We start from the raw sequence: 22,582 nt of genomic DNA, 5'->3' as shown, positions 1-22,582 counted from the left end.
GGAATAATTCCCCAGATCATGGCACCATAGAGAAAAACAAGAACCAGTGAAAATGCAAGAAAATTATTATTTCGTGAAAATAAAGAGCCAAAAAACAAAAAAGACAAACATGCATAAACCCAGCCGCTGGCTCCGATATGAATTCCTTCGCTGCCGATTAACCAGGTGATAAATCCTGATAAAAGCCAAAGCAAAATCAGGATTTTTAATGAATTACGGGTATAAAAGTATTTTAATGAAACGATGGCCACAAACAAGGGCAATGAATTATTGAAAAGGTGTAAAAAATCCTTATGCAGAAAAACAGAGAGAAATATTCCCTTTAGTCCTGATGATTTTCCCGGCCTGATGCCAAAGGAAGAAAAATCATAATCAAAATTTACCTCTGCCAGCTTAACAATCCACATCAGGGCTACCACCACCCCGGCCAGCCATAATCCATCGATAAAGTTCTTTTTTTCTTCCGTATGTGAGGTATCATTCAAGATGCAGTTGTTAAAAGAATTTGGGAAAAGTGTAGAAGCCAAAATGCCTTTTTATGTACACAACAGCCAGAATATTCCATAAAACAGTACTGCAGGCAGTAGCCACTGCAGCACCCGAAATACCCATCACGGGTATCAAAATCAGATTCAATGCAATGTTGATGATGGTTCCGGCAAATAAAATATTTCTTCCTGCCTTCTCCCTGCCTGTCATGTTCAGGATATACATGGTGGAACCCGCAAAAGTGTTAAAGAGTTGTCCGCTTGCCAGAATGATTAAAGTCGGGATAGCTGATTTGAATTCATCGCCAAAAAAAGATAGCACAAAACCCGGGAAAGCAAAAATGAGCAAAAATATGGGCAAAGAAATCATTAAACTATATAGGGCAGTTTGCCTGGCAATATATTTCAGCCCTTCAGAGCCTTGTTTTTTAAAACTTTCAGCAAATTTCGGAGCACCTATTGTATTCATGGCTGCAAGTGCCACCGATCCCAAAGCAGCTGTTTTCACAGCCGAATTATAAATACCTACATCACTTTTTGTCAGCATGGCTCCAATCATCAGAATATCAGTCCAGTTCATGATAAGATAAAGAGAATTGCCCAGCATCATAGGGGTAGATACTTTTAAAATCTCATATATTTTTCTTTTCTCAGCCGGAGTATGATTTAAACTTTTTGGAAGCAGCACGATAAAATATATGAGACAGCAAACAGACAGGAATAAAATGCTGAAAAACAGGGCATGAACTACATAGTTATTATAATTTCCCCTTTGACGGATGAAAAAAAGTATTATCAGCATCACCACATAAATAGAAGCATTCTGAAAGAGAGAATAAGGAATTATCTTTTTTAATCCCCTGAAACTTTCCGCGGTATATCCCATGATGGATGCAGGGATGATGGTCAGTGCAGTAATAAAAATAAGTAAGCTTTCTGCCTTGTTCTTAAAAAACAACAGGCCAATGGGTTTGTTGAAAATCAATATCAGAAGAGAGATCAGCAAGCTGAAGAAAACAACTATCCGGAGGCCTTTAAAATAATCGTACCTGAGCTGGTTGACATTTCCCTGCAAATTGTCTTCTGATAAATATTTGATTATCAGCGTATCAATCCCCCATCTTCCCATAATACCTGCCATCATCAGCAGGGTTGAACAAACCGAAAAAATACCCAAAACACCAGAACCATACCAGCGTGAAATGATAATAAAAAAAATATAACCGATAAAAATTCCGGAAAACTTGAAAAACAGGGAAATCACCCCACCTTTTAAAATCTCATTGCCTGAAAAAAGCTGTTTAATCAACCTGCTATTCATGATATATTTTTTCCCTGAAAAACTTCAATACTGTCTGAGCAGCTTCGAAAGGGCTTATTTTGTTGACACTTACCTTTTTATGATATTCCTGAATGATTTTCTTCATTTCAGGTGAAGAATAAAGCATTTTTTTTATTTCGTCATTTAAAGTTTCCAAAAACCAGAAGGAAGCTTGTTGCTCCCTGTTTTTGTCAAAATATCCGTTTCCTGTGATAAAGCTGAAGTATTCAGAAATTTTTTCCCAAACCAGTTCGATACCCTTGCCTGTAACGGAAGAACACTGGCAGACCAGTGGAATCCATCCGGAATCAGAAGGAGGCAGCAGGTGAAGTGCATTGGTATAGTCAGTTTTTGCACGGTTTATAATGATTTCCGAAGATTCATCAACTTTATTCAGGATAATCATGTCAGCCAGTTCCATAATTCCTCTTTTTATTCCCTGCAGTTCATCCCCTGCACCCGGAAGCATCAGCAACAGGAACATATCAACCATGCTGTGAACAGTAGTTTCAGATTGACCGACCCCAACAGTTTCGATAAAAATGACTTCATAGCCGGCTGCCTCGCAGGCGATCATGGTTTCCCTTGATTTTCGGGCCACACCGCCAAGCGTTCCTGAAGAGGGAGATGGACGTACAAAGGCATTGGGATGTGCTGAAAGTACTGGCATCCGGGTCTTGTCTCCCAAAATACTTCCTTTACTCCGGTTGCTGCTGGGGTCAACGGCAAGAACGGCCACATTCATTCCCTGATCCACCAGACTGCTGCCGAGTGATTCTATAAAAGTACTTTTCCCTACTCCGGGTACGCCTGTAACTCCTATTCTTTTTGACTTCCCGCTTAAAGGCAGGCATCTTTCAATGATCTGTGAGGCAATCTCCTGATGTTCAGGACGGTTGCTTTCTATAAGAGTGATGGCTTTTGCCAGCAGTGTACGATTCCCGCTTTTTATCCCCTGAAAATATTCTTCTGCTGTTAAAAGCCTGCCGGTGCTTTTTTTTATTCCTCTCAGTATCCTCGTGTTGATGGATGAAGGTTGTTCAACTCCTTCAATTATTTTCAGTTTTTCTTCTTTTTTATCCATCATTCAAACCGTTCATTTTGTTTTCAGGATGGCCAACAAGTCTTTTTCAAGCGATTTCGATGGTGTTTCAATGATTCTTCCGATTTCAGCCCCCTGCCTGTAAATGATAAAAGTGGGGACAAGTTCAATTTTCTTATCCTCTATGGAAAAGGCAACAGCCTGTTTGTCGCGGTCAACGCAGATAATGGTTATCACAGAATCAGGCATATTCAGGTAGTCGGCAATGGTAAAAAAATCGGGCACTTGCTGGCGGCTATCACTGCACCATGTACCCAGAACAATGGTGATTCTGATGTTTTTCATCAGCGGCTTCAGGCTATCACAAATGCTTTTATCCATGAGGTTTCTATAAAGGTTATACTCCTGTGTGAACCAGTTTTCAAATGGTTGTTCAAGGAAAGCATTTCTGGTACAAAGGCCTATCAGTATTTCCTCATTCGTCTTGTTATTGGTCAATCTTTGATTGTACTGCTGGGCTATCAGGCATTGTGACAGCGAAAGCAATGCAACAGTCATCAATAACATTCTAAAAACATATTTTTTCATCTGTATTTCATTCATGTTCACTAACTATGCTTTCATTAACCACAGCAGCGGATCCTGCTTGGTTGTCATTTTCCAGATCTGAAGTTCCATTTCAGTTTTTCCGCTTTTCTGGTCAAACCGGATTTTTCCAAGTTTTTGTTTTGTCGTTACTTTTTGCCCCGACCTGACATACACTTCTTCGAGATTGGAATAAACCGTGTAGAATTCCCCATGGTTGATTAAAATGGATTTGCCTGCTCCGGGAATCGTCAATACATTGGTAACCGTACCACTAAATATAGCCCTGACTTCTCCGTCCCTATCAGTCATAATTTTAATACCATTGCTCACAATTTCAACGCCTTTCAATACCGGATGTTCATGGGTGCCGTAATATTCCGAAATAACACCCTTTTCGACAGGCCACGGCAGTTTGCCTTTATTTCCTGCAAAATCTGCCGATAGTTTTTTGGCTTCCGGTGTCATTTCAAATTTGGTTGTCCCGGCTGTTTTCGTTGTTGATTTATTGATTTCCCTGCGGATTAGTTCTTCAATCTGACGGTTAAGTTCTGCCTTCATCTTTTCCTGCTGAGCAAGGTCTTTCCTAAGTTGAGACTCTTTTTTCTTCAGATTTTCCAACGTCTGATTCTGGCTTATTTTGTCTTTTTCAAGGTTTTGCTTTTCCGTATCCTGCTGTATGGCCAGTACGTTTTTTTCAGTCATCTTGGCCTGTAATTCTGCTATTTTCTGTTTTACTGATTGCTCGGTTTCAACGATCAGCTTCATTTGTTTTTTCCGGTATTCCGAATAGTGTTGAAGCAGTTTCATTCGTTTGTAGCTCTGGTTAAAGGTTTTGGCCGATAGAATAAATCCCAGCTTGTTGTATGAATTTCTTGTTTTAAAGGCAAAACGAACCATGCTGGCATATTCTTTTTTCAGATTGGCCAAATCTTTCTGAAGACTGCTGACCACCTGGCTGGCATCAGCTATTTCTTCATTGAGGTATTTTATCTCCTGTTTAAGACTCAGGATAATGTTTTCCCTGATGCTTATCTGATTGTTTAAGACCTGGAGGTATTCAACCGATTGTTTTTGTTTTGCTTCCGTTTCCTGCAGCAGTTTTTTTGTCAGCCTGATTTCTTCTTCCTTTTGTTTGCGTTTCCTTTCCAGCTCTTCCCGTGTCTGTGAAAAGGTAATCTGGGTAAAAACCAGTGTGAGAATTAATATGTTAATTGGCTTTAAAATAACCATCGGGAATATTTGTGTCAAAAATCAGCTTCTTTTCAAATTTTGGTTCAAAGAAACTTATTCTTGCGTAATTGTTTTCAGGAAGATATACCCAAAACTCAATTTTTTTGGGGATTTTAAAATTTTTACCCGTGATATTTCCGCTGTATTGAGCTTTTCCGATCAGTTTTCCGCTTTCATTAAAGAGCTGATGCTCAGTAATTTCATAAATACCGGGAAGCACGGTAAACTGATGGCGGACATTGTTCCATGTAGTAAAAAAATGCAGGGTTGAGGTATCAGCGTTCATTTGATAAGGCTCTTTTCCAAGCAGAATCAGGTTTCGCAGCAAAAGGTCCTGCAACATGGAAATATTGATTTCAGGGAAGGGAAGCAGCGTTTGAAGATAGGAACTGTTGAAGGTATAGTATTTCCGGCTCATCTTGTCAATGATGGTCAGCTCTGAATTTGTCAGGAAAAACCTGCCTACTTCAATCCCGAACAGGGCAGATGCCGAACCCCAGATGATGCTGTCTTTTTTCATCATCAAATCAACGGTAAAACTCTGGTTAAACGAAGATGTCTTCAGCTGCATTCTGACTTTATCGTGAAAATATTCAAAATCAATGTTGTTTTTAATCAGTTCGTTCATTACTTTTCTGCTGTCTCCCGTATATTTTGAAACAATACTTTTTTTCTGAAGCTGGCAGGAAGTTAAAACAATACTGCCGATAAGTATAATCAGTAGTTTATTCATAATATTTTTTACCGGCAATTTTTTTATCCAACTGTTCCGACAGCGAACCTTTTTCCTTTGCTCTGAGCCAATATTTTAAGGCATTTTCCGTATCTCCCAGTTTATATAAAACATCTCCGTAATGTTCAAGAATCTCAGCATCCCAGCTTTTCTTTTCAAGTGCCTTTTCAATATAAATTTTTGCATTGTTCAGGTCGTTCTGAAGGAAAAGTATCCATCCGTACGTATCGAGATAGGCCGGATTCTGAGGCTCTTTTTCAAGCGTCTTTAGAGACATTTCAGCTGCCTTATCCAGTTTTTCTCTGCGAAGTGAAAGATAATATGCATAGTTATTTAATAAGGAAAGGTCTTGATTGTCAATTTTTAAGGCTTTGTCAAAATAATTGTCTGATTTTTCGTAATCCTTGGTACCGTTAAAGGCTTCACCCAGATTGGCATAAAACTGATAGGCAAGCAAATCATTGTTTTTCACATAGATAAGTCCGCTTTCGAGTATTTCAGCAGCTTTTGCAAATTCTTTCAGCCTCAGATGACACATACCCGCATAAAGGTAAAGTTCAGGATTGAGGGGAAAATGTTCGAGTGCTTCCTGACTGTAAGCTAAAGCATCTGTATAATTTCCTCTTTTAATTAGTCCGACAATGACAGTATTCCACAAAACGGCAATGTTTTTCTCATCCTGAAGAGCTCTGATATAATCGTCAAGGGCTTCGTTTTCCATTTTCAGGGCGGTTTTGACGTCTCCGCGGAAAGAATACACTCGGCTGTCGGAAGGATGGGTGGCAACCAATAAATCACTGAATTTCAAAATAATATCCCTGTTATCTTCTTTAATTCCCTTGTTAAGAAAATTCAGCATAAGAAAAGTAACCTTTGATTGAAGGTCAAGGTAAGGATTTCCAAGTGCTTTTTCTGCCAGTTTAAGGCCTTCGTCTCTCCTGTTCCACCGCAGGTAATAGTCGGCTACAATCAGCTGAGCAGTCGGATCGTTGGGGTTAATTTCAATAATTCGCTGATAAAGGTCAAAAACCTTGTCATCTTTATTGTAAGCCACGTAAAGGTCGATGAGTTTACGGATATAATCCGTATTTTCCGGATTAGCGTTTATCAGTTTCTGAAGTTCTTCAACGGCTTTGTCAAATTTCTTTAAATTGAGGTAAATGACCTTTTTCTGTTCCGTAATTTCTTCCGTAATACCAACGATTTTTTCGATATCATCAAGTACTTTGACAGATTTCATCAGTTTGCCGGAGTTGTAGTAAGCAAAGGCAAGGTCTTTTTTCAATGAAATATTGTCAGGAAAAATTTTAACCATTTTTTCAAAGACAAGCTCTGCATTTTCAAAGTCATTGTTTTGCTGGTAAATATCAGCCAAAGCATGGCCAATCCAATAGTTTGAAGGATCAATTTCAAAAGCTTTTTTAAGTGAAGCAACGGATTCACTGATGCGTCCTGCCTTAAAATAAATCTGCCCAAGTTTGTAAAGAACAGTCGGATCATCAGGCCTGAGTCTCAGACAGTTTTCATAATAATGCAGCGCAGCTTCAAAGTTATAATTGATCAACTCCTCCTTTAGACCATCCATTAAAGATTCATAAAATTCGGTATTTTTTGTCTCTTCATTTCCGCCAGGGTTCCATGGGATGTATGGAAGAGACTCTCCGGGGGTTTTCTGAACCTTGCAGGAAGAAAACAAAATTATAATTAAAAAGCTGACAATCAATATGTTTTTATATGCCCTCATAGGATTTCGGAATAATCTCCAAGACTAACTTCTCTGTCTTTCATGTTGTGGTATTTAACGTAAGAGCCAATCATTGAATTGCGTAAGGTAGCATTTTGAATACTTGCATGTGAATAAATAATACTGTTTTCAATCTTAGCATTTTCAACAATTGTTCCGTTTCCGATTGAAACATAAGGGCCGATTTCTGAATCGATTATTTTAACATCTTCTGCAATATAACAAGGCTGATGGATAACCGAGCCGGTGATATTCTCAGGCAAAAGATTGGTTTTCTGAAACTTACCGAGTTTAAAAATCTCCTGATGGGTTTGCAGGACAGCATTTTTATTTCCGCAGTCGAACCACCCCTGGACTTCTGCTGCTTTTATTTTCATCCCTTTGTTCATCAATCTTTCAAGTGCATCGGTCAATTGATATTCTCCATTACCTGTGATATTGTTTTCAAGCAGAAATTCAATCTCTCTGAGCAAAGCGCTGGCATCTTTAAAGTAATAAATCCCAATGATAGCCAGATCTGAAACAAATTCTTTCGGCTTTTCGACAAATCGGGTGATATAGCCCTGATGATCAAGCTCAACGACTCCGAATTGTGAAGGATTATCAATTTTTTTTACCCAAATACAGGCATCTTCGCTGATATCGGCTTTGAAAGTGGTATAAAACAGGGTGTCGGCATAAGCTACAAGGACATTGCCGCTAAGTGAATCTTTTGCCATATACAGAGCGTGAGCAGTCCCAAGTGCTTCATACTGATAATAAATTTTTGCCTTAAGATTCAGTTCTTCCGACAGTTTGTACAAATCTTCCTCGACCTGTTTACCAAAGTCACCAATGATGTAAGCGACCTCTTCAATAGGTTCATTAAGCATTTCTGAAATATCGGTTATCAGCCTGCTCACAATGGACTTACCTGCAATATCAAGCAGTGGTTTGGGAGTTGTCAGGGTGTGGGGACGCATTCGTTTCCCCAATCCGGCCATGGGTATAATAATCTTCATTTTTCGTAAATTTTAAGTGATATAAAGCACGAACAAAGATAAGCCACTATCCTATTTAATGCCCGTATGACCGTATCCACCTGCTCCTCTTGTCGTATCTGACAGTTTATCAGTAAGTTCCCAATTGATTTTTTCATGCCTCGAAATAATCATCTGGGCAATACGCATTCCGTTTTCAAGAATAAAGTCATCTTTAGACAGATTGATCAGAATAACCTGAATTTCACCCCGGTAGTCAGCATCTATAGTGCCGGGAGTGTTTAAAACTGTGATTCCGTATTTCCATGCCAATCCGCTGCGCGGCCTGATCTGGGCTTCATAACCTTCCGGAAGTTCTATGAAAAGTCCCGTAGGAACCAAATACCTTTCCATCGGACGTAAAGTTATTTTATTCTCAATGTTTGCACGGATGTCCATTCCTGCCGAGAGGATGGTTTCATAAGCAGGTAACGGATGTGGCGAATTGTTTACTATCTTGATTTTCATAACTTTATCTTTACTTTTTTTCAGAGGTTACCAATGCAGTCTGACAAATATCATACAGCAGATAGACTGCAGATGACACCTCCCGATCATGAGCAGCATTTACCCCCCCTAATGAAAAACCAATCAGCTTTTTCGAGTTGTTTCTGATCTCAATCAGCAGGCTTTTCATCTCTGCCAGCGAAAGTCCTCCTGGTTCCCTGATGCTTCCTTCCGGTGTTGCAGAAAAATCAATCGACTGAAAATTGAAATTCAGGAAAATGTGTTCGGGTAGAGCGCTCAGGGCATCATTGACCAGCATTTTCCATGTCATGCCTCTGATTTTATTCTCATCAAGGATTTGAAGGCTGTACTTCCTTATTTTTTTTGAGTTACTTTGTATTTCTTCAGATGAACTGTAGTTAAACCTGCGTGTACCAAAAAGTACAATTCTTTTAACCGATGGATTATCAGCCACCCCAAGCATATTGGAATATTGTGAAAACTCAAGCCCGTAATGGTGTTTTTCAAAACCCGAATAAGCGTCAATGGTCAATATGCCAAACTGAGGAAATTTTTTGGAGAGGGAGTGGATAAAACCGCTCAGATATCCTGAATCTCCACCGATAAGACCACAGATTTTTTCGTCATTCAATACTTGACCTGTTTTGTTTTCAATCCATTCGTTCAGGAGGCGGCAGGTCAGGTTGATGCGCCTGATTTCCTGAAAAAGCTCAGTTTGTTTAATACCGTTAAAATAAAAGTGTCGTGAAATTTTCCGTCTTGCTTTTACAAATTCCTCGCTGGTTTCTTTCCATTTTATCGGAATATTCTGCCCGAAAATGCCCTTTTTCCAGAATCCTTCATGTTCTTCAGTCAGCAGGCTTATCTTTTTTGAGGCGCTGAATATTTTTTCAGGTGTCGCGGCAAATATTCCGTTTGGGCTTGATATATCCCATGGGACCGGAATTAAAATCAGCTTTGACTCATCATACGTGCAGGGTAATCCGAATATACCTTCGGCTCTTGACTTTTCATTATCCGGATCAAAATGTTTCAGCCAGTTAAGTTTTGTTTGCCTCTTTTTGGTGGTTTTGACAGTCATTTAACTTTTTGGCTTTGATGCAATTTTCTGAAACTCCTGAAATTTGTTCAACTAAAGTTATTAACAGCCTGAATAGGTGTCTGTTCTGTGAAAAACTGCATTAATTTGCCCATGAGCATACGATTGTCAAAATGTTGAAGAGCATGTTGCCTGGCCTCAAAACCAATCTTTCCGGCTTCTTCAGGATGCTCTGAAATCCATTTAAAAACATTGACAAATTCTTCCGGTGTGTTGGCAATCAATATATTACGCTGATGAACAGCTCCGGTTCCTTCAGCTCCGACAGTTGTCGAGATAATGATCTTCCCAAGCGCCATTCCTTCCACTATCTTGATTTTCAGTCCACTGCCCGATAAAAGAGGGACAATCATTATCTGTCTGGACTGCATAAAGGCAATGGCATTTTCAACTTCCCCCAGAATAAAAACATTAGGGATGGTGAGTTTTTTAATTTCTTCAGGCGTATTTCTTCCGGCAATAAAAAACTGAAAATGAGGTAGTTTTTCAAATATTTCAGGCCAAACTTTTTCTAAAAACCATTTGACTGCTTCGAGGTTCGACAGCCAGTCGAGTGCCCCTATGTGAAAAATGGTGTTTTTTTCAGCTTTTTCAGGCTGAAACGGGTATTTTTCCAGATCAAGACCTGCAGGAATGCTGATAGCCGGAGTGTTGATGTTTCTTGCTCTGAAAAAAGTCAGGTCGGAAGGAGAAATAGAAATTAAACCATCAAATTGGGGAATAGTTTCCAGCTCATATTTTTCGAGCCTTGAAGAAAGTATTTTCAGATAAAGCTTTTTTAATCCCGAGGAGTGGCCGGCCATTCTTTTCCAGATCAGATGCTCTACATTGTGAGATCGTAAGAAAATGCGGGCATTGCTCATTTTTCTGACAAGTCGCAGGAAAGGTGAAACCTTTAGGCTCTCAAAAATAATGATATCAAAACGGTTTTCAGTAAGAATCCGGGTAAGCAGATCTTTGAATTTCTTTTTGTTGTATCTTGAAATATAATAGGGCTTTGATGAAAAAAGATTGAAAAAAGCTCCCGCAAGGGTGATCCGGGTATTAATCCGTGTGGTATAAATATCGCATGAAGCCCTTATTTTGTCGGGTAGTTCCTCCATTTTCACATCATGCTTGTCTGTAATTGGGATAGCCAAGGTCAGACGGCAGTTTTGCTGAAGAAGACCGCTGCTAAGCTGATACATGGCAATTGCCCCTCCATCTTTCAATGGCCATGGCATCCTGAAACATATTTGTAAAACTCTGTAAGTCAATGTATTATAATAAAACAATCAGGTTTGTTTACTGCTAAAGAACTTTTCAAGAAATCTGAACCGAATGTTTTCAAGTTTAAACAGGCGTGAGTCGGTATTGGCTTTGTGGAGGAGAAAAACAGCCACAGGTAGCAAAATGGCAACAGGAAGCCACATCCCTGCCAACGGACTGACCAGATATTCTTTTGCCAGTTTTTCGCCTATTATTGAAATAATATAGAACGAAATAAACATCAGGATAGAAACCACAGTGGGCATCCCCAGTCCGCCCTTCCGGATGATTGAACCCATTGGCCCGCCAATGATAAAAAGTAATATAATAACAAAGGAAATGACCAATTTTCTGTGCCATTCGATTCTGTAACTTGCCAGAGAAGAGTGATACATCTTGAACAGGTTTGATGGTCCGATAACTATCTGATAAATGGTTCTCGACATCGAATTGGCCCGAAGGGCAATGGCTTTCCGCTGTGCAGGATCAAAGTAACTAAGCACAGAATCCCCTTTTAAAGTAACAGGTCTGGGTTTGTACTTTGTCAGGCTGCTGTCTTTCAGAATATACATGAAAGGCTTCAGTTGCTGACGGGTAGAATAAGGCAAAATTCCAATTTCACGGGTTACCGAATCAATGGCCTGATTCAGCTCTTTCATGGTCATCATCTTATAATTGCCTTTAAAAAGTGAAATATCGCTGCGGTCGAGTTTGAAAGACGACATATCAAATTTCATGGTATATTCCCTGAATTTCAGCCGTCCGTGAGGCAGGTTGATATGAGCCAGTCTTGTATTTCTTATTTCTTCATAACGATAACCGTTAAACAACTGGAAAGTCATAATGCTTGAGTTTTCATTCATGTGGATTATTCCACTTTCTGCTCTGATAACTATCAGATTGTCTGACATTTCAGTGTGATCATAAATCAGAATGTCGTAAACTTTGTTGGAATTATTTTCTTTTTTACCAACCCGTATGCTATAGCCCTCAATGCCATTGTAAAAAACATTTTCGGTGATTTCAAAAACAGGTTTTTTGGTTTTAATATCCCAGAACAAAGCCCCGAATTTAAGATTGGCCTGCGGCAAAACGTTGTTCATGAAATAAAAGGAAAAACCGGCCAGAATTAAAATGAATATCATCAAAGGGGAAAGGAGTTTTAAGAGGGAAACGCCTGATGATTTGAAAGCAATCAGCTCGTTGTTTTCGGCAAGACTCCCGAAAGTCATGATGGATGACAGTAAAACAGCCAGCGGCAAAGCCATGGGAACGAGATGAGCAGAGGCATAAAACAATAATTCTGCAACGATATGAGGTTCAAGACCTTTCCCGGCAAGATCGTCAATATATTTCCACAAAAACTGCATCATCAGAACGAACATGGAAAGGGAAAAGGTGAGCACAAAAGGCCCTGAAAAGTATTTAACCAATAGCTTATAGTAAACCTGACGCATAATAAATATCAGGCAAAGGAAACGAAATTTTTGCAAAAAATCACTGCAGAAAGGGTAAAAACAGGGTTCATCAGCAACTTATTTCCAGAGTGGTTTGGGTGCTGGCAGAGGCTCGCAACTGTCGCCACGTTTCTTTTCCGGAACCGGATTTTTGTTTAAAAAAGCTATCAGGTCAACCAGTTTATCTGCAGGAATGTTTTTGGCCTGAATAACTTTGTTTTTATCCAGCAGATAGATGATAGGTTTTTTATATACATCGTAGTATTGCCTGAAATTGGAATAATATTGCGGATCATGGACGTGAATAAAATCCATATTTTGTTCTTTGATGTACTTTTTCCATTCCTTGTCGTCATCTCCGATATGGATAGCAAAAATTTGCAGGCTGTCTTTTCCCATTTTATGATACAAGTCACGGATAATGGGCATTTCGTGCTTGCAATGGCCACAACTGACGTCCCAGAAAATGACAACGGTATAGATGGCTTTGGTCTGGTATAATGATCTGTAATTGTTGTTGGTATCAACCAAAATCAGCTCCTTGGCTTTCATTCCTATCAGGTTGTTTTCGAGGTTCCACACCCTGTCGGCTATTTTTTTCATCTGTGTAGAATCTGACCAGTAAGCCAATCCGCTCAGGTAATATCGTTTTGCCAGATGGAAAAAGATGGCATCTATTCCCATGTAGGTGTTCATTTCGTTGGCATATTTATTAAAAAACTTGATACAGGTAAATTTGAAGACTTCCCTGTTGGCGAGCGATTTGTCTATCACCCTCGAAACGGAACATTTAACAGAATCAGGATTTTTCATCACCATTTTATCAACATACCTGTCGAGGCGGGCTTCATAAATAGGTGTTCGCAGAATAGCCGAATCACTGAAATCAAAATTGTCAAAAAAGTGCTCCTGATAAAAGTTATAGAGGTATTGACCATATATTGAATCGCTTTCGCCTTCCAGTTTTTCCCGTGGTTCGGGCTCTTCCATCATTTTCATCAGTTTGCCGAAAAACAGGTTGGGATAGGTTTTTATGGCATATTTACGAAAGCCGATAATGGTATCATCAATTTGCTTCAGCTGCTCATTAATTTTATCTGATTCTTCCTTGTTGTCTTTTACCTTATCTTTATCTTTCATGAGTTTTTGCCGATTTTCATACTGTGTTTCCATGAAGGCCAGATACTCATAAAATCGCTTATTTTCTTCCGAGGTAATTACTTTTATTTTACCGGTCAGGTCGGTGGTGTCGGCTTCGATGTAGATTAAAGGCTCTCTGACCAGTATTTCAAAATAATTACGTGAAGGCGTGATAATCAGATAAATTCCAGGTGCAAGCGGGGTTTTGCCTTTAAAAACTGCCACACCTTTTTTGTCAATTCTGGTGGTGTCTTTGATGTATTTGTTATTTCCGTAGTGAAGTCCGAGAAACAGGTTAGTGTCTTTCAGGTTAGTGAATTTAATTTTGATTTCATACCCCTGTGAGATGGCTTTCAAACTGGTTAGGGTGAGTAAGCATAAAAGAACAATGAATGTTTTTTTCATTTTTTGCTTTTTAGTTTTTATGGAAAAACTCAAATTATATGCAAAAATAATGTCAGTAGCCCTGATCATTATTGGTAATCAAAATATTCTTTCTTTTTATCGATTTTAAGATCTTTCAGCACACTTGCCTTCACATTTATCTTAAACATATAGCTTTGCCTGTACCCAAATGGTATCCAGTGAAAGCTCATTTCCCAGCAATGTAAATCCCTGTAAATATCTACCGAGGTAAAGGTCAATTCTCCAGATGACAGGTCATAACCCGTACTGACATTGATCTTCCATTTTGGCGTCAGGTTGATATTTCCGCTAAGCGTTACGGTTTGGGTTATTTTAGCATCAAGCCCGGGTTTATTGAATGAAAAGGTATAGTTCCAGCTCAGGTTCCATGGAATTTCAAAGTCCACATAACTCTCATAAGGGAGACCTGAAAATCCAAAAAACTCATGTTCCTTTTCTTTGCGGGGATTGGAATTCAGGCTTGAATTGACTGAAATATAAGCATTTGTCAGTCGGCCTATCCTTTTGTTCACATCCCATTCATATTTTGAAATACGTTTACCAGTACTGGTCAGGGTATAGGGATCGATATCTCCCGAAAATTGCAGATTGAGCTTATTTTTGAACAAGGAAGTCCTCCCGCTGAAACGGATGTTTGACATCTGAAAAGAATCGGCAAAGAAATTATAGCTGCCGCTAAAATTAAGATAATCAAGCAGTTTTATTTTTTTAGCTGTCCGTTTTCCTGAAGTATCAGGTTTTGATAAGACTTTCAGCTCAAAATTGTTCTGAATATTAAAGATGATATTTCCCTGCCTGAATCGTCCCGGAGTTCCGTAGATAGGCGTTTTAAACACGGAATATGTTTCAAAATTCAGTCCTGTTGAGTCGAGAGCTACTTTTTTATAATAACCGAATCTGGGGTCGCTGAAATCAGGACGGTATGAAAAGGATACGGTAGGCGTTATCAGGTGCCGCATCGCAACCAGGTTCCATTTGTTAATATTGAACATTCCGTAAATTCTGGTACTCAGGTTAGCATTGACACTTACATCATGTGCCTGAAAAATTCCGTTTTCTTCCGAAACGAGGATGGTATCCGTTTCTGTTCCCTGATAGTTTTTGACAAAAATTTTATCAATTTTCCTGAAATAGGTATAGCCTGTATAATCAACCGAAGGAGATAAAGTAAAGTATTTCAGCATTTTAAAGCTGGTTGAAATAGGGAGGCTATGCTGAATGCCGTTTTCCCATTTCCGCCAGGATTGCGGATCAAGAAAAGCAGTGTCAACTGTATTGAGTGTGTTTCTGGAGTTCAGCGAATAACGAAGTCCGATGTCTGAATACCATCTTCTTTTACCTGTTTTTGATTTAAAGGGTGTGATCCTGTTCATGTTGAAGCTAAAGTCGGGAGCTGATATGCTGATGCTTCCGGAATTCAGATTTTGGCTATGCGAAATGCCAGCCGATAAGGAAAAAGGCGTCCCTTTGAATGCTTTTGAGTAGGTTATACTGGAACGAAGTGTATTTTGCAGGATGTCGGCTGCATTGGTGGAATTGTTCCGGAAAGAATTCCTGCTTCCGGCATTGACATTTGCCCGAAAACTTGCATTGTTCATGCATTTGGGATCCTGCGTGTGCGACCAGTTTACCGAAAAATCCTTTGAAACAGAAAAGTCCGGGTCATTGGGTTCTCCGTAGCGGTTGTTGGCATACTGAACACTCAGATTTCCGGAAAATTTATACCTGACTTTATAGTTGGATGAGGCGTTGATAAGCCAGCTACCTCTGGAATAAATATCTCCACGCAAGGCCAGATCAAGATAGTCGTTGATACTGAAATAATATCCGCCTCCCCTGAGATAAAAACCTCTGTTGGTCGATTCACCGTAAGCCGGCAGAAGAATACCCGAAGACCGGTTGTCTTTTTTTGGGAAAAAACCAAATGGAACTCCCAGTGGCAATGGGACATCCTCGATTACCAGCCATGCGGGTCCGCTGATGATATTTTTCTTAAGGATTTTAATTTTTGAGGCTGAAATATAAAAATGAGGATGTTCTTCATCATTGCAGGTCGTGTATTTGGCCTGCCGGGCATATAAGACATCATTTTCATCTTTCATGACCTCCTGCCCGTGAATATAACCTTCGCCTTCCACCGTCAGCAGATTGTATAGTTTTCCCTTTTTGGTTTTGAAATTATAGATAATTTTTTCAGCTTTATATTCCTGGTCTTTATCATAAAAAACCGGATTTCCGGTAACATTTCCAAGACTATCGGCAATTCCTTCAGCTGTTACCAGGCTGTTTTTCCAGTCAAAAATAATTTTTGCAGCTTTCAGCCTGATTTGTTCATAACTAACTTCAGCTTCCCCATAGAGATAAATCAGGTTGTTTTTCAGATCGATAGGAATGGAATCTTTGGCAGTATAGTTGATTTTACTTTTAATGGCATCTTTGCTAATAAACTGAGTATCACCAACATTGTTTTTTATGCTGTCAGGGGGTAAAATAAAAGTTTTTTTTGAAAAAGCAGGGTTGTGGAGGCCAAAGCATATCCACAAAGTTGTTAATATCAATAGCTTATATAAAATTTTCAAAGAAAGTTTATCAATTAATTTTGTTTCAAAAAAAACCGTGGCAAATTTAACGAGATATATATTTTTATTATTTCCAAACTGTAAAATTTATTTACTGACAGGGCTTGTCGTACTGCTTTCAGCCTTTCAGCCACTTAATGAAAGCAAAATGTATGTCAAAACAGTTGTCATTGATGCCGGACACGGAGGTACAGACCCGGGATGTACGTATGGAGGAGTATATGAAAAAGACATCAACCTGAAAATTGCTCTGGAACTGGGGAGAATGATACAGGAAAAAATGAAAGATGTAAAAGTCATCTATACCCGTTCGACTGATGTATTCGTTGAATTACACAAAAGGCCTGAAATTGCTCACCGGAACAATGCCAACGTCTTTATTTCCATTCATTGCAATGCCAATGAAAATCATGCAGCAAAAGGAACCGAGACCTATGTCATGGGGGTTAACAAGAGTGCAGCCAACCTGAAAGTTGCCATGGCAGAAAATGCAGTTATTAAACTCGAAGACAATTATCTGGAAAAATACGATGGATTCGATCCCAATTCTCCGGAAGCATATATTATTTTTTCACTTTATCAGGATGCCTTTCAGGATCAAAGTCTTTTGCTGGCTTCAAAAATTGAAGAGCATTTCAAAAAAACTGCTTCAAGACTTAGTAAAGGTGTTAAGCAGGCCGGCTTTCTTGTTTTATGGAAAAATTCGATGCCAAGTGTTTTAATCGAAACCGGCTTTCTCTCCAATCAGGAGGAGCGTGAGTATTTATCTTCCAAAGAAGGTCAACTTCAGACAGCTACTGCCATTTTCAACGCATTTGAAGAATACCGTCTTGAGGTAGAAGAATAAATTCTTATTGCTTCGAAATAGGCCTGTTATGTTAACTTTGCAATAAAAAAAATCACGTGAAAATTTCAGATGAATCAAAAATAGGCATTTTTGCTGTCTTTACTCTTGTCATTCTTATACTTGGATTTAACCTGCTGAAAGGGAAAGACATCCTTCGTGCTTCGCGCACTTACTATGCTTACTATGACAACATTAATGGGCTTCAGGAATCCAATCCGGTTGTGTATAAAGGATATCGCATCGGGAAAGTGTATGATATTGAAGTAGATGAAGAAAAAAATATGATTAAGGTGGCTTTTGTAGTTAAAAGCGATGTTCATATTCCTGCAAACAGTGTAGCCAAAATAACCGACCTCGATATTCTGGGGGCTAAGGCAGTCGAAATCATTCCTTCAAATGAAAAAACCGCAGCCAAACATCGTGATTTTCTGAAAGGAGAAACAGCCATCACCCTGTCGCAGGCAGTGGACAATGTGGTAAATCCTGTTGTGGAAAAACTAAACAAATCCTTAAGTGAACTGAACAAAGTGCTTGAAAACAAAGGCACTGAAAATCTTGAAGCCATTATCGAGAACCTGAAAAAAACTACTGAAAATCTTACTCAGAGCACCGATAAATTCAATAATTACCGATCCATTGAAAGGCTGAATGAAATACTGAAAAACATATCATCGATCTCCCGTACACTCAAAGACAACAACGATGAAATAAATCATTTCATTCAGAATATGAGTGCCATATCAGATACCGTGGAAGCAGCCCATCTCGGTGAAGTGATTGCTCAGAGCCGCCAAACCATTGAAAAGGTGAATTCAATAAGCGAAAAAATCAATAAAGGAGAAGGCACGGTTGGAATGCTTGTCAACAACGACAGCCTGTATATAAATCTTGAAAATGCCAGCAAAAACCTGAATCTTCTACTGGAAGACATTCAGAAAAATCCCTCACACTACGTACATTTCTCTGTATTTGGGAAAAAGGATAAGGAAAAAGACAAGAAAAAATAAACAGTCTGTAATCAGGAATTATTGTTTTTAATTTCTTCAGCCAGATCGTGGTCAATTAAAATCCTTCCACAGTTTTCACAGGCAATAATTTTAAGATGTAACCTGACATCTAACTGGCGCTGAGGCGGAACCTGACTGAAGCAACCCCCGCAGGCATCCCTTTCGATAGGCACAACGGCAAGTTTATTCAGATAGGTGGCTCTGATTTTATTGTATGCTTTTAACAGCCTTTCTTCAATTTCTTTGGTAGCTTGTTCACGCATCCTGAGAATTTCTTCTTCCTCTTTTTCAGTCTCAGCTATAATCTCTGATAATTCCCGCTCTTTTTCAACAAGGTCTTTTTTCTTCTCCTGCAAATCCTGCTGATATTGCTCGATGCTCTGTTCTTTTTCAGTAATTTCAGCTTTTATTTCTTTGATGCGTTTTTCAGCAGCCATGATTTCAAGCTTCTGTAATTCCATTTCTTTTGAAATGGCGACATATTCCCTGTTGTTTTTTACATGCATCTGCTGCGATTCGTATCTGAGCAACAGGGTGTTGCATTCCTGTATTTTCGACTTAAAAGTTTCGGTAGCCTGTTTTAACTCCTGAATAGCATTCATCGTATTTTCTATTCTGGTTTCAAGGCCTATGATTTCATCTTCAAGGTCGTGGACCTCCATGGGCAGTTCTCCGCGAACACTGCGAAGCTTGTCAATTTTACTATCAACCAACTGAAGATTAAACAATGCTCTTAATTGCTTTTCAATCTGCGGTGCTTTTTCCATTAAAAATAATTTATTGGATTAAAATTTTGCTTTATTTTCAAGGCAGCAAAGGTAGAAATATTTTCTTTCAAATAATCATAAATTAATTCTGAAGAAAATTGCTCACTTTCAAAATGACCTATATCTGCCAGAACGATTTTACCTAAGGCCGATGTAAAGTCATGATATTTCAGATCGCCTGTCAGGAAAATATCTGCTGATTTTGAGACGGCATCATGGATTAAAAAACTACCGGCTCCTCCACACAGGGCAACCCTTTTGATTATCTTTTCATGAAAACAATTGTGACGAATCATTTTCAGACGAAATCTTTCTTTTACCAAAGCCAGAAATTCAGTTATTGCCATGGGCTTAACGAGATTGCCTATGATTCCTGAACCTGCAAGCGGAAATTCATTGGCAAGCGGATAAATATCATAAGCCACCTCTTCATAGGGATGAGCATCGATCATGGCATCAACTACCCTGTTCAACTGATGAATCGGGACAATGGTTTCCACTCTTATTTCCTTCTGATATTCAGTTATTCCCGTTTTTCCTATAAACGGATTGGCCGTTTCCAGCGGTTTGAAAGTACCCGTACCTTCGACATTGAATGAACAACTATCGTATTCCCCGATTTTTCCTGCTCCGGCCTCAAACATGGCATTTCTCACATTTTCAGGGACGTAACTTCCATCTGAAAGCCTGATATCGGGACAAAAAACAGTAATTTTAAAAAGTCTTCCGCTAAAGGGACGAAGTATTTCAATGTCTTCAAGCTCAAGCATGCCGGCTAATTTCTGATTTACTCCGCTCCTGATATTGTCAAGGTTCGTATGGCAACTGTAAATACAAATATCATGTTTGATGGCCTTAATCAAAACATTGTTTTCAGGCATCAAATAGTTTATCTTTTTTAATCCTCTGAAAATCAACGGATGATGACTGATTATCAGGTTATAGTTGCTTTGAATGGCATCTTCCAGTATTTCATCCGTTATTTCGAGACAGATAGAAATACCCGTAACCTCCATATCTGGATTGCCGACCTGCAAACCGCTGTTGTCGTAATCTTCCTGATAATGGAGCGGTGCCCAATCCTCAAGGATTTTAATGATTTCTTTTACTTTCATCCTGCTACTGTTATTTGCTGCAAAATTAAGATAAGAATTACATCTTATACCAAATTGATTTTGAAAAACAGTGAATGGGAGGAGGAGTTAAAATTTCGAACCTGTCTGCCTGTTCACCGGTGGCTGATCATTCAAATCATTTAATTAAATTACGTAATCCTCTTAGAATCTGAGACTGAATTTAACATACCTTTGACATTTCATAAAACAGCTGAATTTGTATATTTTACGCATCATTGAGAAGCTTTTAATCATTTACTACCTTAGCTATTTTGCCATTGATATTTTGCTTTACCTGATTTTTATCATAAGCATTTCTTCTTCGAAAAAAAGAAAGTCAGAAAGAGAAAATATTCCTGAATTATCTGTCAGCATTATTGTTCCTGCCTATAACGAAGAAGTCAGTATTGTGAACTGTATAGAAATGTTGAGAAATCTTGACTATCCTGATTATGAAATCATTGTGGTAAATGATGGTTCATCTGACCGGACCATGGAAATCTTGCTCGAAACTTATCAGCCTCAAAAGCTGGAAATATTATCAGGAACAGATTTTATCAAAACTTCAGAAATAAGGCAACTTTACCTGAAAGAAGGCACAAACCTGAAATTCATTGACAAAGAAAACGGAGGAAAAGCAGATGCCATAAATGCAGGGATCAATTATTCGGTGAAAGATTTCATCTGTACGATTGATGCTGATTCGATACTCGACAAAAATGCCCTGCATCATGTTATGAAACAATTTGAGCAGCGGGAAGAAACATTTGTGGCCGGAGGGCAACTGGCGGCTGCCAATGGTGTGGTCATTGAAAACAATAGGGTTAAAAGCCTGAAAATGCCTTCCAATTTATGGGTTTTGTGGCAAATTACGGAATACATCAAGTCTTTCCTTATTTCCCGTATCGGGCTGGGGAAAATGAATGCTTTGCTGGTGATGTCCGGAGCATTTTCCGTATTCAGAAAAAGCGATTTACTGGCTGCCGGAGGATACCTTTCACAGAAAAACGACCACCCATATCTGGTTCAAACCATCGGAAAACATAAAAAAACATTGTGTGAAGATATGGAGGTGGTGGTCAGGCTCTGGAGGTTTAAACATGAAAACAGGCAGAAAGCAAAAGCGGTTTTCCTGCCTCAGCCGGTATGCTGGACTGAAGTTCCTGATAATGGCAGAAACCTTTACAAGCAACGCGTCAGGTGGCACACAGGACTGGCAGAATCACTTTTTTTTCATTTAAAAATGTTGTTTGAGCCTTCGTATAAAGCCACCGGAATGTTTGCCATGCCTTATTATTTTTTCTTTGAACTGATGTCGCCTTTGATGAAAGTTGTTACCGTCCTTTTCATTATCCCTGCTTCTGTTACCGGACTGATTAACCTATCGTGGGTCATCATGCTGATTATCGGTACAACTTTAATCACAGCCATTATTACCAGCAGTATGACAGTGATTACCGAATACTGGAGTTACCGGCAGGACGAAGCCAACCGTTCAGCCCTCAGGTACAGAAGTTTCCGGGAATGGTTATTATTGATTCTCAGCAGTATTATGTCCGACTTCAGTTATTCGTTTTTCAGATCATTTGCTCAACTTCACGGGCTTGTTAATTTTGCTTTGAAAAAAAGTTCCTGGAATAAATTCGAAAGAAAAGGAATAAAACGTGTCTGATGTTAAAACTCATATTATGCGTTTACTGCTTTCATTTAGTTTAATGCTCTTAGCAATATCAACATTTTGCCAGTCTCCGGGAGCTGAAGACTACCGTTATCTGGGTTATCTTGCCCGAATCAATGCAAAACCTGATTCTTCCATTTATTACTATTCCAAAGTGTTAGAAATCAATGGATTTGATTATGATGCCCATCTGGCACTTGCCCGTTTATACCTGAATAAAGAAGACTTTGAAAAATCCTTTTTTCATTATGGTGAGATTTATAAATCAGATAACAGCGATGGGGAAGCCTTGCTGGGTTTTGCCAAAATCTGTTTCAGAAAAGGGGATTTTCAAAAATCGGGTTATTATTACGATCTTGCATTAAAACCAACTGATGCGTTTCTCCCCTTTTATCTTGAGCGTGCAAAAACCCTGATATATCAAGGGAAACTGGATTCAGCCATTTTAATTTACAAGCAAGCCATCGGGATCGATCAGACTCTTGCGGAAGCCTGGGCCGGTGCCGGAAAAATGTATTACTGGCAAAACAAACCTTATCAGGCTTTGTCTTATTATCAACATGCCATTGCACTTGACCCGGGTAAT

The 22,582-nt window shown here is 39.1% G+C and carries 20 protein-coding genes; 4 read left to right on the top strand and 16 right to left on the bottom strand.

Features of this window, described 5'->3' with window-relative positions:
- The 14 genes from GX437_06150 to GX437_06085 all read right to left on the bottom strand — a co-directional run.
- Nucleotides 1-485: rhomboid family intramembrane serine protease (locus tag GX437_06150; protein NLJ07234.1), on the bottom strand; the 485-nt coding region annotated here is incomplete at its 3' end.
- Nucleotides 486-495: 10 nt separating this feature from the next.
- Complete coding sequence (locus tag GX437_06145; GenBank protein NLJ07233.1) at nucleotides 496-1,809, bottom strand: flippase; 1,314 nt, start codon at nucleotides 1,807-1,809, stop codon at nucleotides 496-498.
- Nucleotides 1,802-2,896, bottom strand: coding sequence for a methylmalonyl Co-A mutase-associated GTPase MeaB (gene meaB / locus GX437_06140; protein ID NLJ07232.1), 1,095 nt, complete (start codon nucleotides 2,894-2,896; stop codon nucleotides 1,802-1,804). Before meaB ends, GX437_06145 begins: the two co-directional genes overlap by 8 nt.
- A gap of 9 nt (nucleotides 2,897-2,905) precedes the next feature.
- Complete coding sequence (locus tag GX437_06135; GenBank protein NLJ07231.1) at nucleotides 2,906-3,439, bottom strand: thioredoxin family protein; 534 nt, start codon at nucleotides 3,437-3,439, stop codon at nucleotides 2,906-2,908.
- A 24-nt stretch (nucleotides 3,440-3,463) separates the two neighbouring features.
- Complete coding sequence (locus GX437_06130; protein NLJ07230.1) at nucleotides 3,464-4,669, bottom strand: peptidoglycan DD-metalloendopeptidase family protein; 1,206 nt, start codon at nucleotides 4,667-4,669, stop codon at nucleotides 3,464-3,466.
- The gene (locus GX437_06125; protein ID NLJ07229.1) at nucleotides 4,647-5,402 is read right to left on the bottom strand and encodes a DUF4292 domain-containing protein; all 756 of its coding nucleotides are present in this window, start codon (nucleotides 5,400-5,402) and stop codon (nucleotides 4,647-4,649) included. Before GX437_06125 ends, GX437_06130 begins: the two co-directional genes overlap by 23 nt.
- Nucleotides 5,395-7,146 carry a tetratricopeptide repeat protein gene (locus tag GX437_06120; GenBank protein NLJ07228.1) on the bottom strand — a complete coding sequence of 584 codons (1,752 nt, stop codon included), beginning with the start codon at nucleotides 7,144-7,146 and terminating at the stop codon, nucleotides 5,395-5,397. Before GX437_06120 ends, GX437_06125 begins: the two co-directional genes overlap by 8 nt.
- Entirely contained in the window at nucleotides 7,143-8,147 is a 1,005-nt protein-coding gene (locus GX437_06115; GenBank protein NLJ07227.1) for a nucleotidyltransferase, read from the bottom strand. The genes GX437_06120 and GX437_06115 overlap by 4 nt, the downstream gene beginning before the upstream one ends.
- A 51-nt stretch (nucleotides 8,148-8,198) precedes the next feature.
- Nucleotides 8,199-8,633: a dUTP diphosphatase gene (dut, locus tag GX437_06110; protein NLJ07226.1), complete on the bottom strand. Its 435-nt coding sequence runs from the start codon at nucleotides 8,631-8,633 to the stop codon at nucleotides 8,199-8,201.
- 10 nt (nucleotides 8,634-8,643) lie between these two features.
- Nucleotides 8,644-9,714: a hypothetical protein gene (locus GX437_06105; protein ID NLJ07225.1), complete on the bottom strand. Its 1,071-nt coding sequence runs from the start codon at nucleotides 9,712-9,714 to the stop codon at nucleotides 8,644-8,646.
- A gap of 47 nt (nucleotides 9,715-9,761) precedes the next feature.
- The gene (locus tag GX437_06100; protein ID NLJ07224.1) at nucleotides 9,762-10,955 is read right to left on the bottom strand and encodes a glycosyltransferase; all 1,194 of its coding nucleotides are present in this window, start codon (nucleotides 10,953-10,955) and stop codon (nucleotides 9,762-9,764) included.
- Between the two features lie 51 nt (nucleotides 10,956-11,006).
- Nucleotides 11,007-12,437, bottom strand: a complete 1,431-nt coding sequence (locus GX437_06095) for a YjgP/YjgQ family permease (GenBank protein ID NLJ07223.1) — start codon at nucleotides 12,435-12,437, stop codon at nucleotides 11,007-11,009.
- Nucleotides 12,438-12,515: 78 nt separating this feature from the next.
- Nucleotides 12,516-13,982: a redoxin domain-containing protein gene (locus tag GX437_06090; protein NLJ07222.1), complete on the bottom strand. Its 1,467-nt coding sequence runs from the start codon at nucleotides 13,980-13,982 to the stop codon at nucleotides 12,516-12,518.
- A gap of 68 nt (nucleotides 13,983-14,050) precedes the next feature.
- A complete protein-coding gene (locus GX437_06085; GenBank protein NLJ07221.1) occupies nucleotides 14,051-16,582 on the bottom strand; it encodes an LPS-assembly protein LptD in 2,532 nt (843 codons plus the stop codon).
- Here GX437_06085 and GX437_06080 point away from each other — a divergent pair.
- Complete coding sequence (locus tag GX437_06080; GenBank protein ID NLJ07220.1) at nucleotides 16,476-17,429, top strand: N-acetylmuramoyl-L-alanine amidase; 954 nt, start codon at nucleotides 16,476-16,478, stop codon at nucleotides 17,427-17,429. The two genes, GX437_06085 and GX437_06080, sit on opposite strands and share 107 nt — an antisense overlap.
- Nucleotides 17,430-17,485: 56 nt before the next feature.
- On the top strand, nucleotides 17,486-18,436 hold the full coding sequence (locus GX437_06075) for an MCE family protein (GenBank protein ID NLJ07219.1): 951 nt from the start codon (nucleotides 17,486-17,488) through the stop codon (nucleotides 18,434-18,436).
- 11 nt (nucleotides 18,437-18,447) lie between these two features.
- Here GX437_06075 and GX437_06070 read toward each other — a convergent pair whose 3' ends face one another.
- Both GX437_06070 and GX437_06065 read right to left on the bottom strand, forming a co-directional pair.
- A complete protein-coding gene (locus GX437_06070) occupies nucleotides 18,448-19,203 on the bottom strand; it encodes a hypothetical protein (protein ID NLJ07218.1) in 756 nt (251 codons plus the stop codon).
- Entirely contained in the window at nucleotides 19,203-20,318 is a 1,116-nt protein-coding gene (locus tag GX437_06065) for a Nif3-like dinuclear metal center hexameric protein (protein ID NLJ07217.1), read from the bottom strand. The genes GX437_06070 and GX437_06065 overlap by 1 nt, the downstream gene beginning before the upstream one ends.
- A gap of 217 nt (nucleotides 20,319-20,535) precedes the next feature.
- Here GX437_06065 and GX437_06060 point away from each other — a divergent pair, with 217 nt between their 5' ends.
- The gene (locus GX437_06060; GenBank protein NLJ07216.1) at nucleotides 20,536-21,990 is read left to right on the top strand and encodes a glycosyltransferase family 2 protein; all 1,455 of its coding nucleotides are present in this window, start codon (nucleotides 20,536-20,538) and stop codon (nucleotides 21,988-21,990) included.
- 16 nt (nucleotides 21,991-22,006) lie between these two features.
- Nucleotides 22,007-22,582, top strand: a 576-nt coding sequence (locus GX437_06055) for a tetratricopeptide repeat protein (GenBank protein NLJ07215.1), incomplete at its 3' end; no start/stop codon positions are given.

Source organism: Sphingobacteriales bacterium, assembly GCA_012517435.1.
Lineage (GTDB): Bacteria > Bacteroidota > Bacteroidia > CAILMK01 > JAAYUY01 > JAAYUY01.
Note: the sequence above shows the minus strand (reverse complement) of the source record. Positions and strands in the feature narration are given on the sequence as shown.

What these genes read in the sequence shown, in the direction of transcription:
- GX437_06145 (NLJ07233.1), bottom strand. Translation starts at nt 1,809, where the DNA reads ATGAATAGCAGGTTGATTAAACAGCTTTTTTCAGGCAATGAGATTTTA.
- meaB (NLJ07232.1), bottom strand. Translation starts at nt 2,896, where the DNA reads ATGATGGATAAAAAAGAAGAAAAACTGAAAATAATTGAAGGAGTTGAA.
- GX437_06135 (NLJ07231.1), bottom strand. Translation starts at nt 3,439, where the DNA reads ATGAAAAAATATGTTTTTAGAATGTTATTGATGACTGTTGCATTGCTT.
- GX437_06130 (NLJ07230.1), bottom strand. Translation starts at nt 4,669, where the DNA reads ATGGTTATTTTAAAGCCAATTAACATATTAATTCTCACACTGGTTTTT.
- GX437_06125 (NLJ07229.1), bottom strand. Translation starts at nt 5,402, where the DNA reads ATGAATAAACTACTGATTATACTTATCGGCAGTATTGTTTTAACTTCC.
- GX437_06120 (NLJ07228.1), bottom strand. Translation starts at nt 7,146, where the DNA reads ATGAGGGCATATAAAAACATATTGATTGTCAGCTTTTTAATTATAATT.
- GX437_06115 (NLJ07227.1), bottom strand. Translation starts at nt 8,147, where the DNA reads ATGAAGATTATTATACCCATGGCCGGATTGGGGAAACGAATGCGTCCC.
- dut (NLJ07226.1), bottom strand. Translation starts at nt 8,633, where the DNA reads ATGAAAATCAAGATAGTAAACAATTCGCCACATCCGTTACCTGCTTAT.
- GX437_06105 (NLJ07225.1), bottom strand. Translation starts at nt 9,714, where the DNA reads ATGACTGTCAAAACCACCAAAAAGAGGCAAACAAAACTTAACTGGCTG.
- GX437_06100 (NLJ07224.1), bottom strand. Translation starts at nt 10,955, where the DNA reads ATGCCATGGCCATTGAAAGATGGAGGGGCAATTGCCATGTATCAGCTT.
- GX437_06095 (NLJ07223.1), bottom strand. Translation starts at nt 12,437, where the DNA reads ATGCGTCAGGTTTACTATAAGCTATTGGTTAAATACTTTTCAGGGCCT.
- GX437_06090 (NLJ07222.1), bottom strand. Translation starts at nt 13,982, where the DNA reads ATGAAAAAAACATTCATTGTTCTTTTATGCTTACTCACCCTAACCAGT.
- GX437_06080 (NLJ07220.1), top strand. Translation starts at nt 16,476, where the DNA reads ATGCTGTCAGGGGGTAAAATAAAAGTTTTTTTTGAAAAAGCAGGGTTG.
- GX437_06070 (NLJ07218.1), bottom strand. Translation starts at nt 19,203, where the DNA reads ATGGAAAAAGCACCGCAGATTGAAAAGCAATTAAGAGCATTGTTTAAT.
- GX437_06065 (NLJ07217.1), bottom strand. Translation starts at nt 20,318, where the DNA reads ATGAAAGTAAAAGAAATCATTAAAATCCTTGAGGATTGGGCACCGCTC.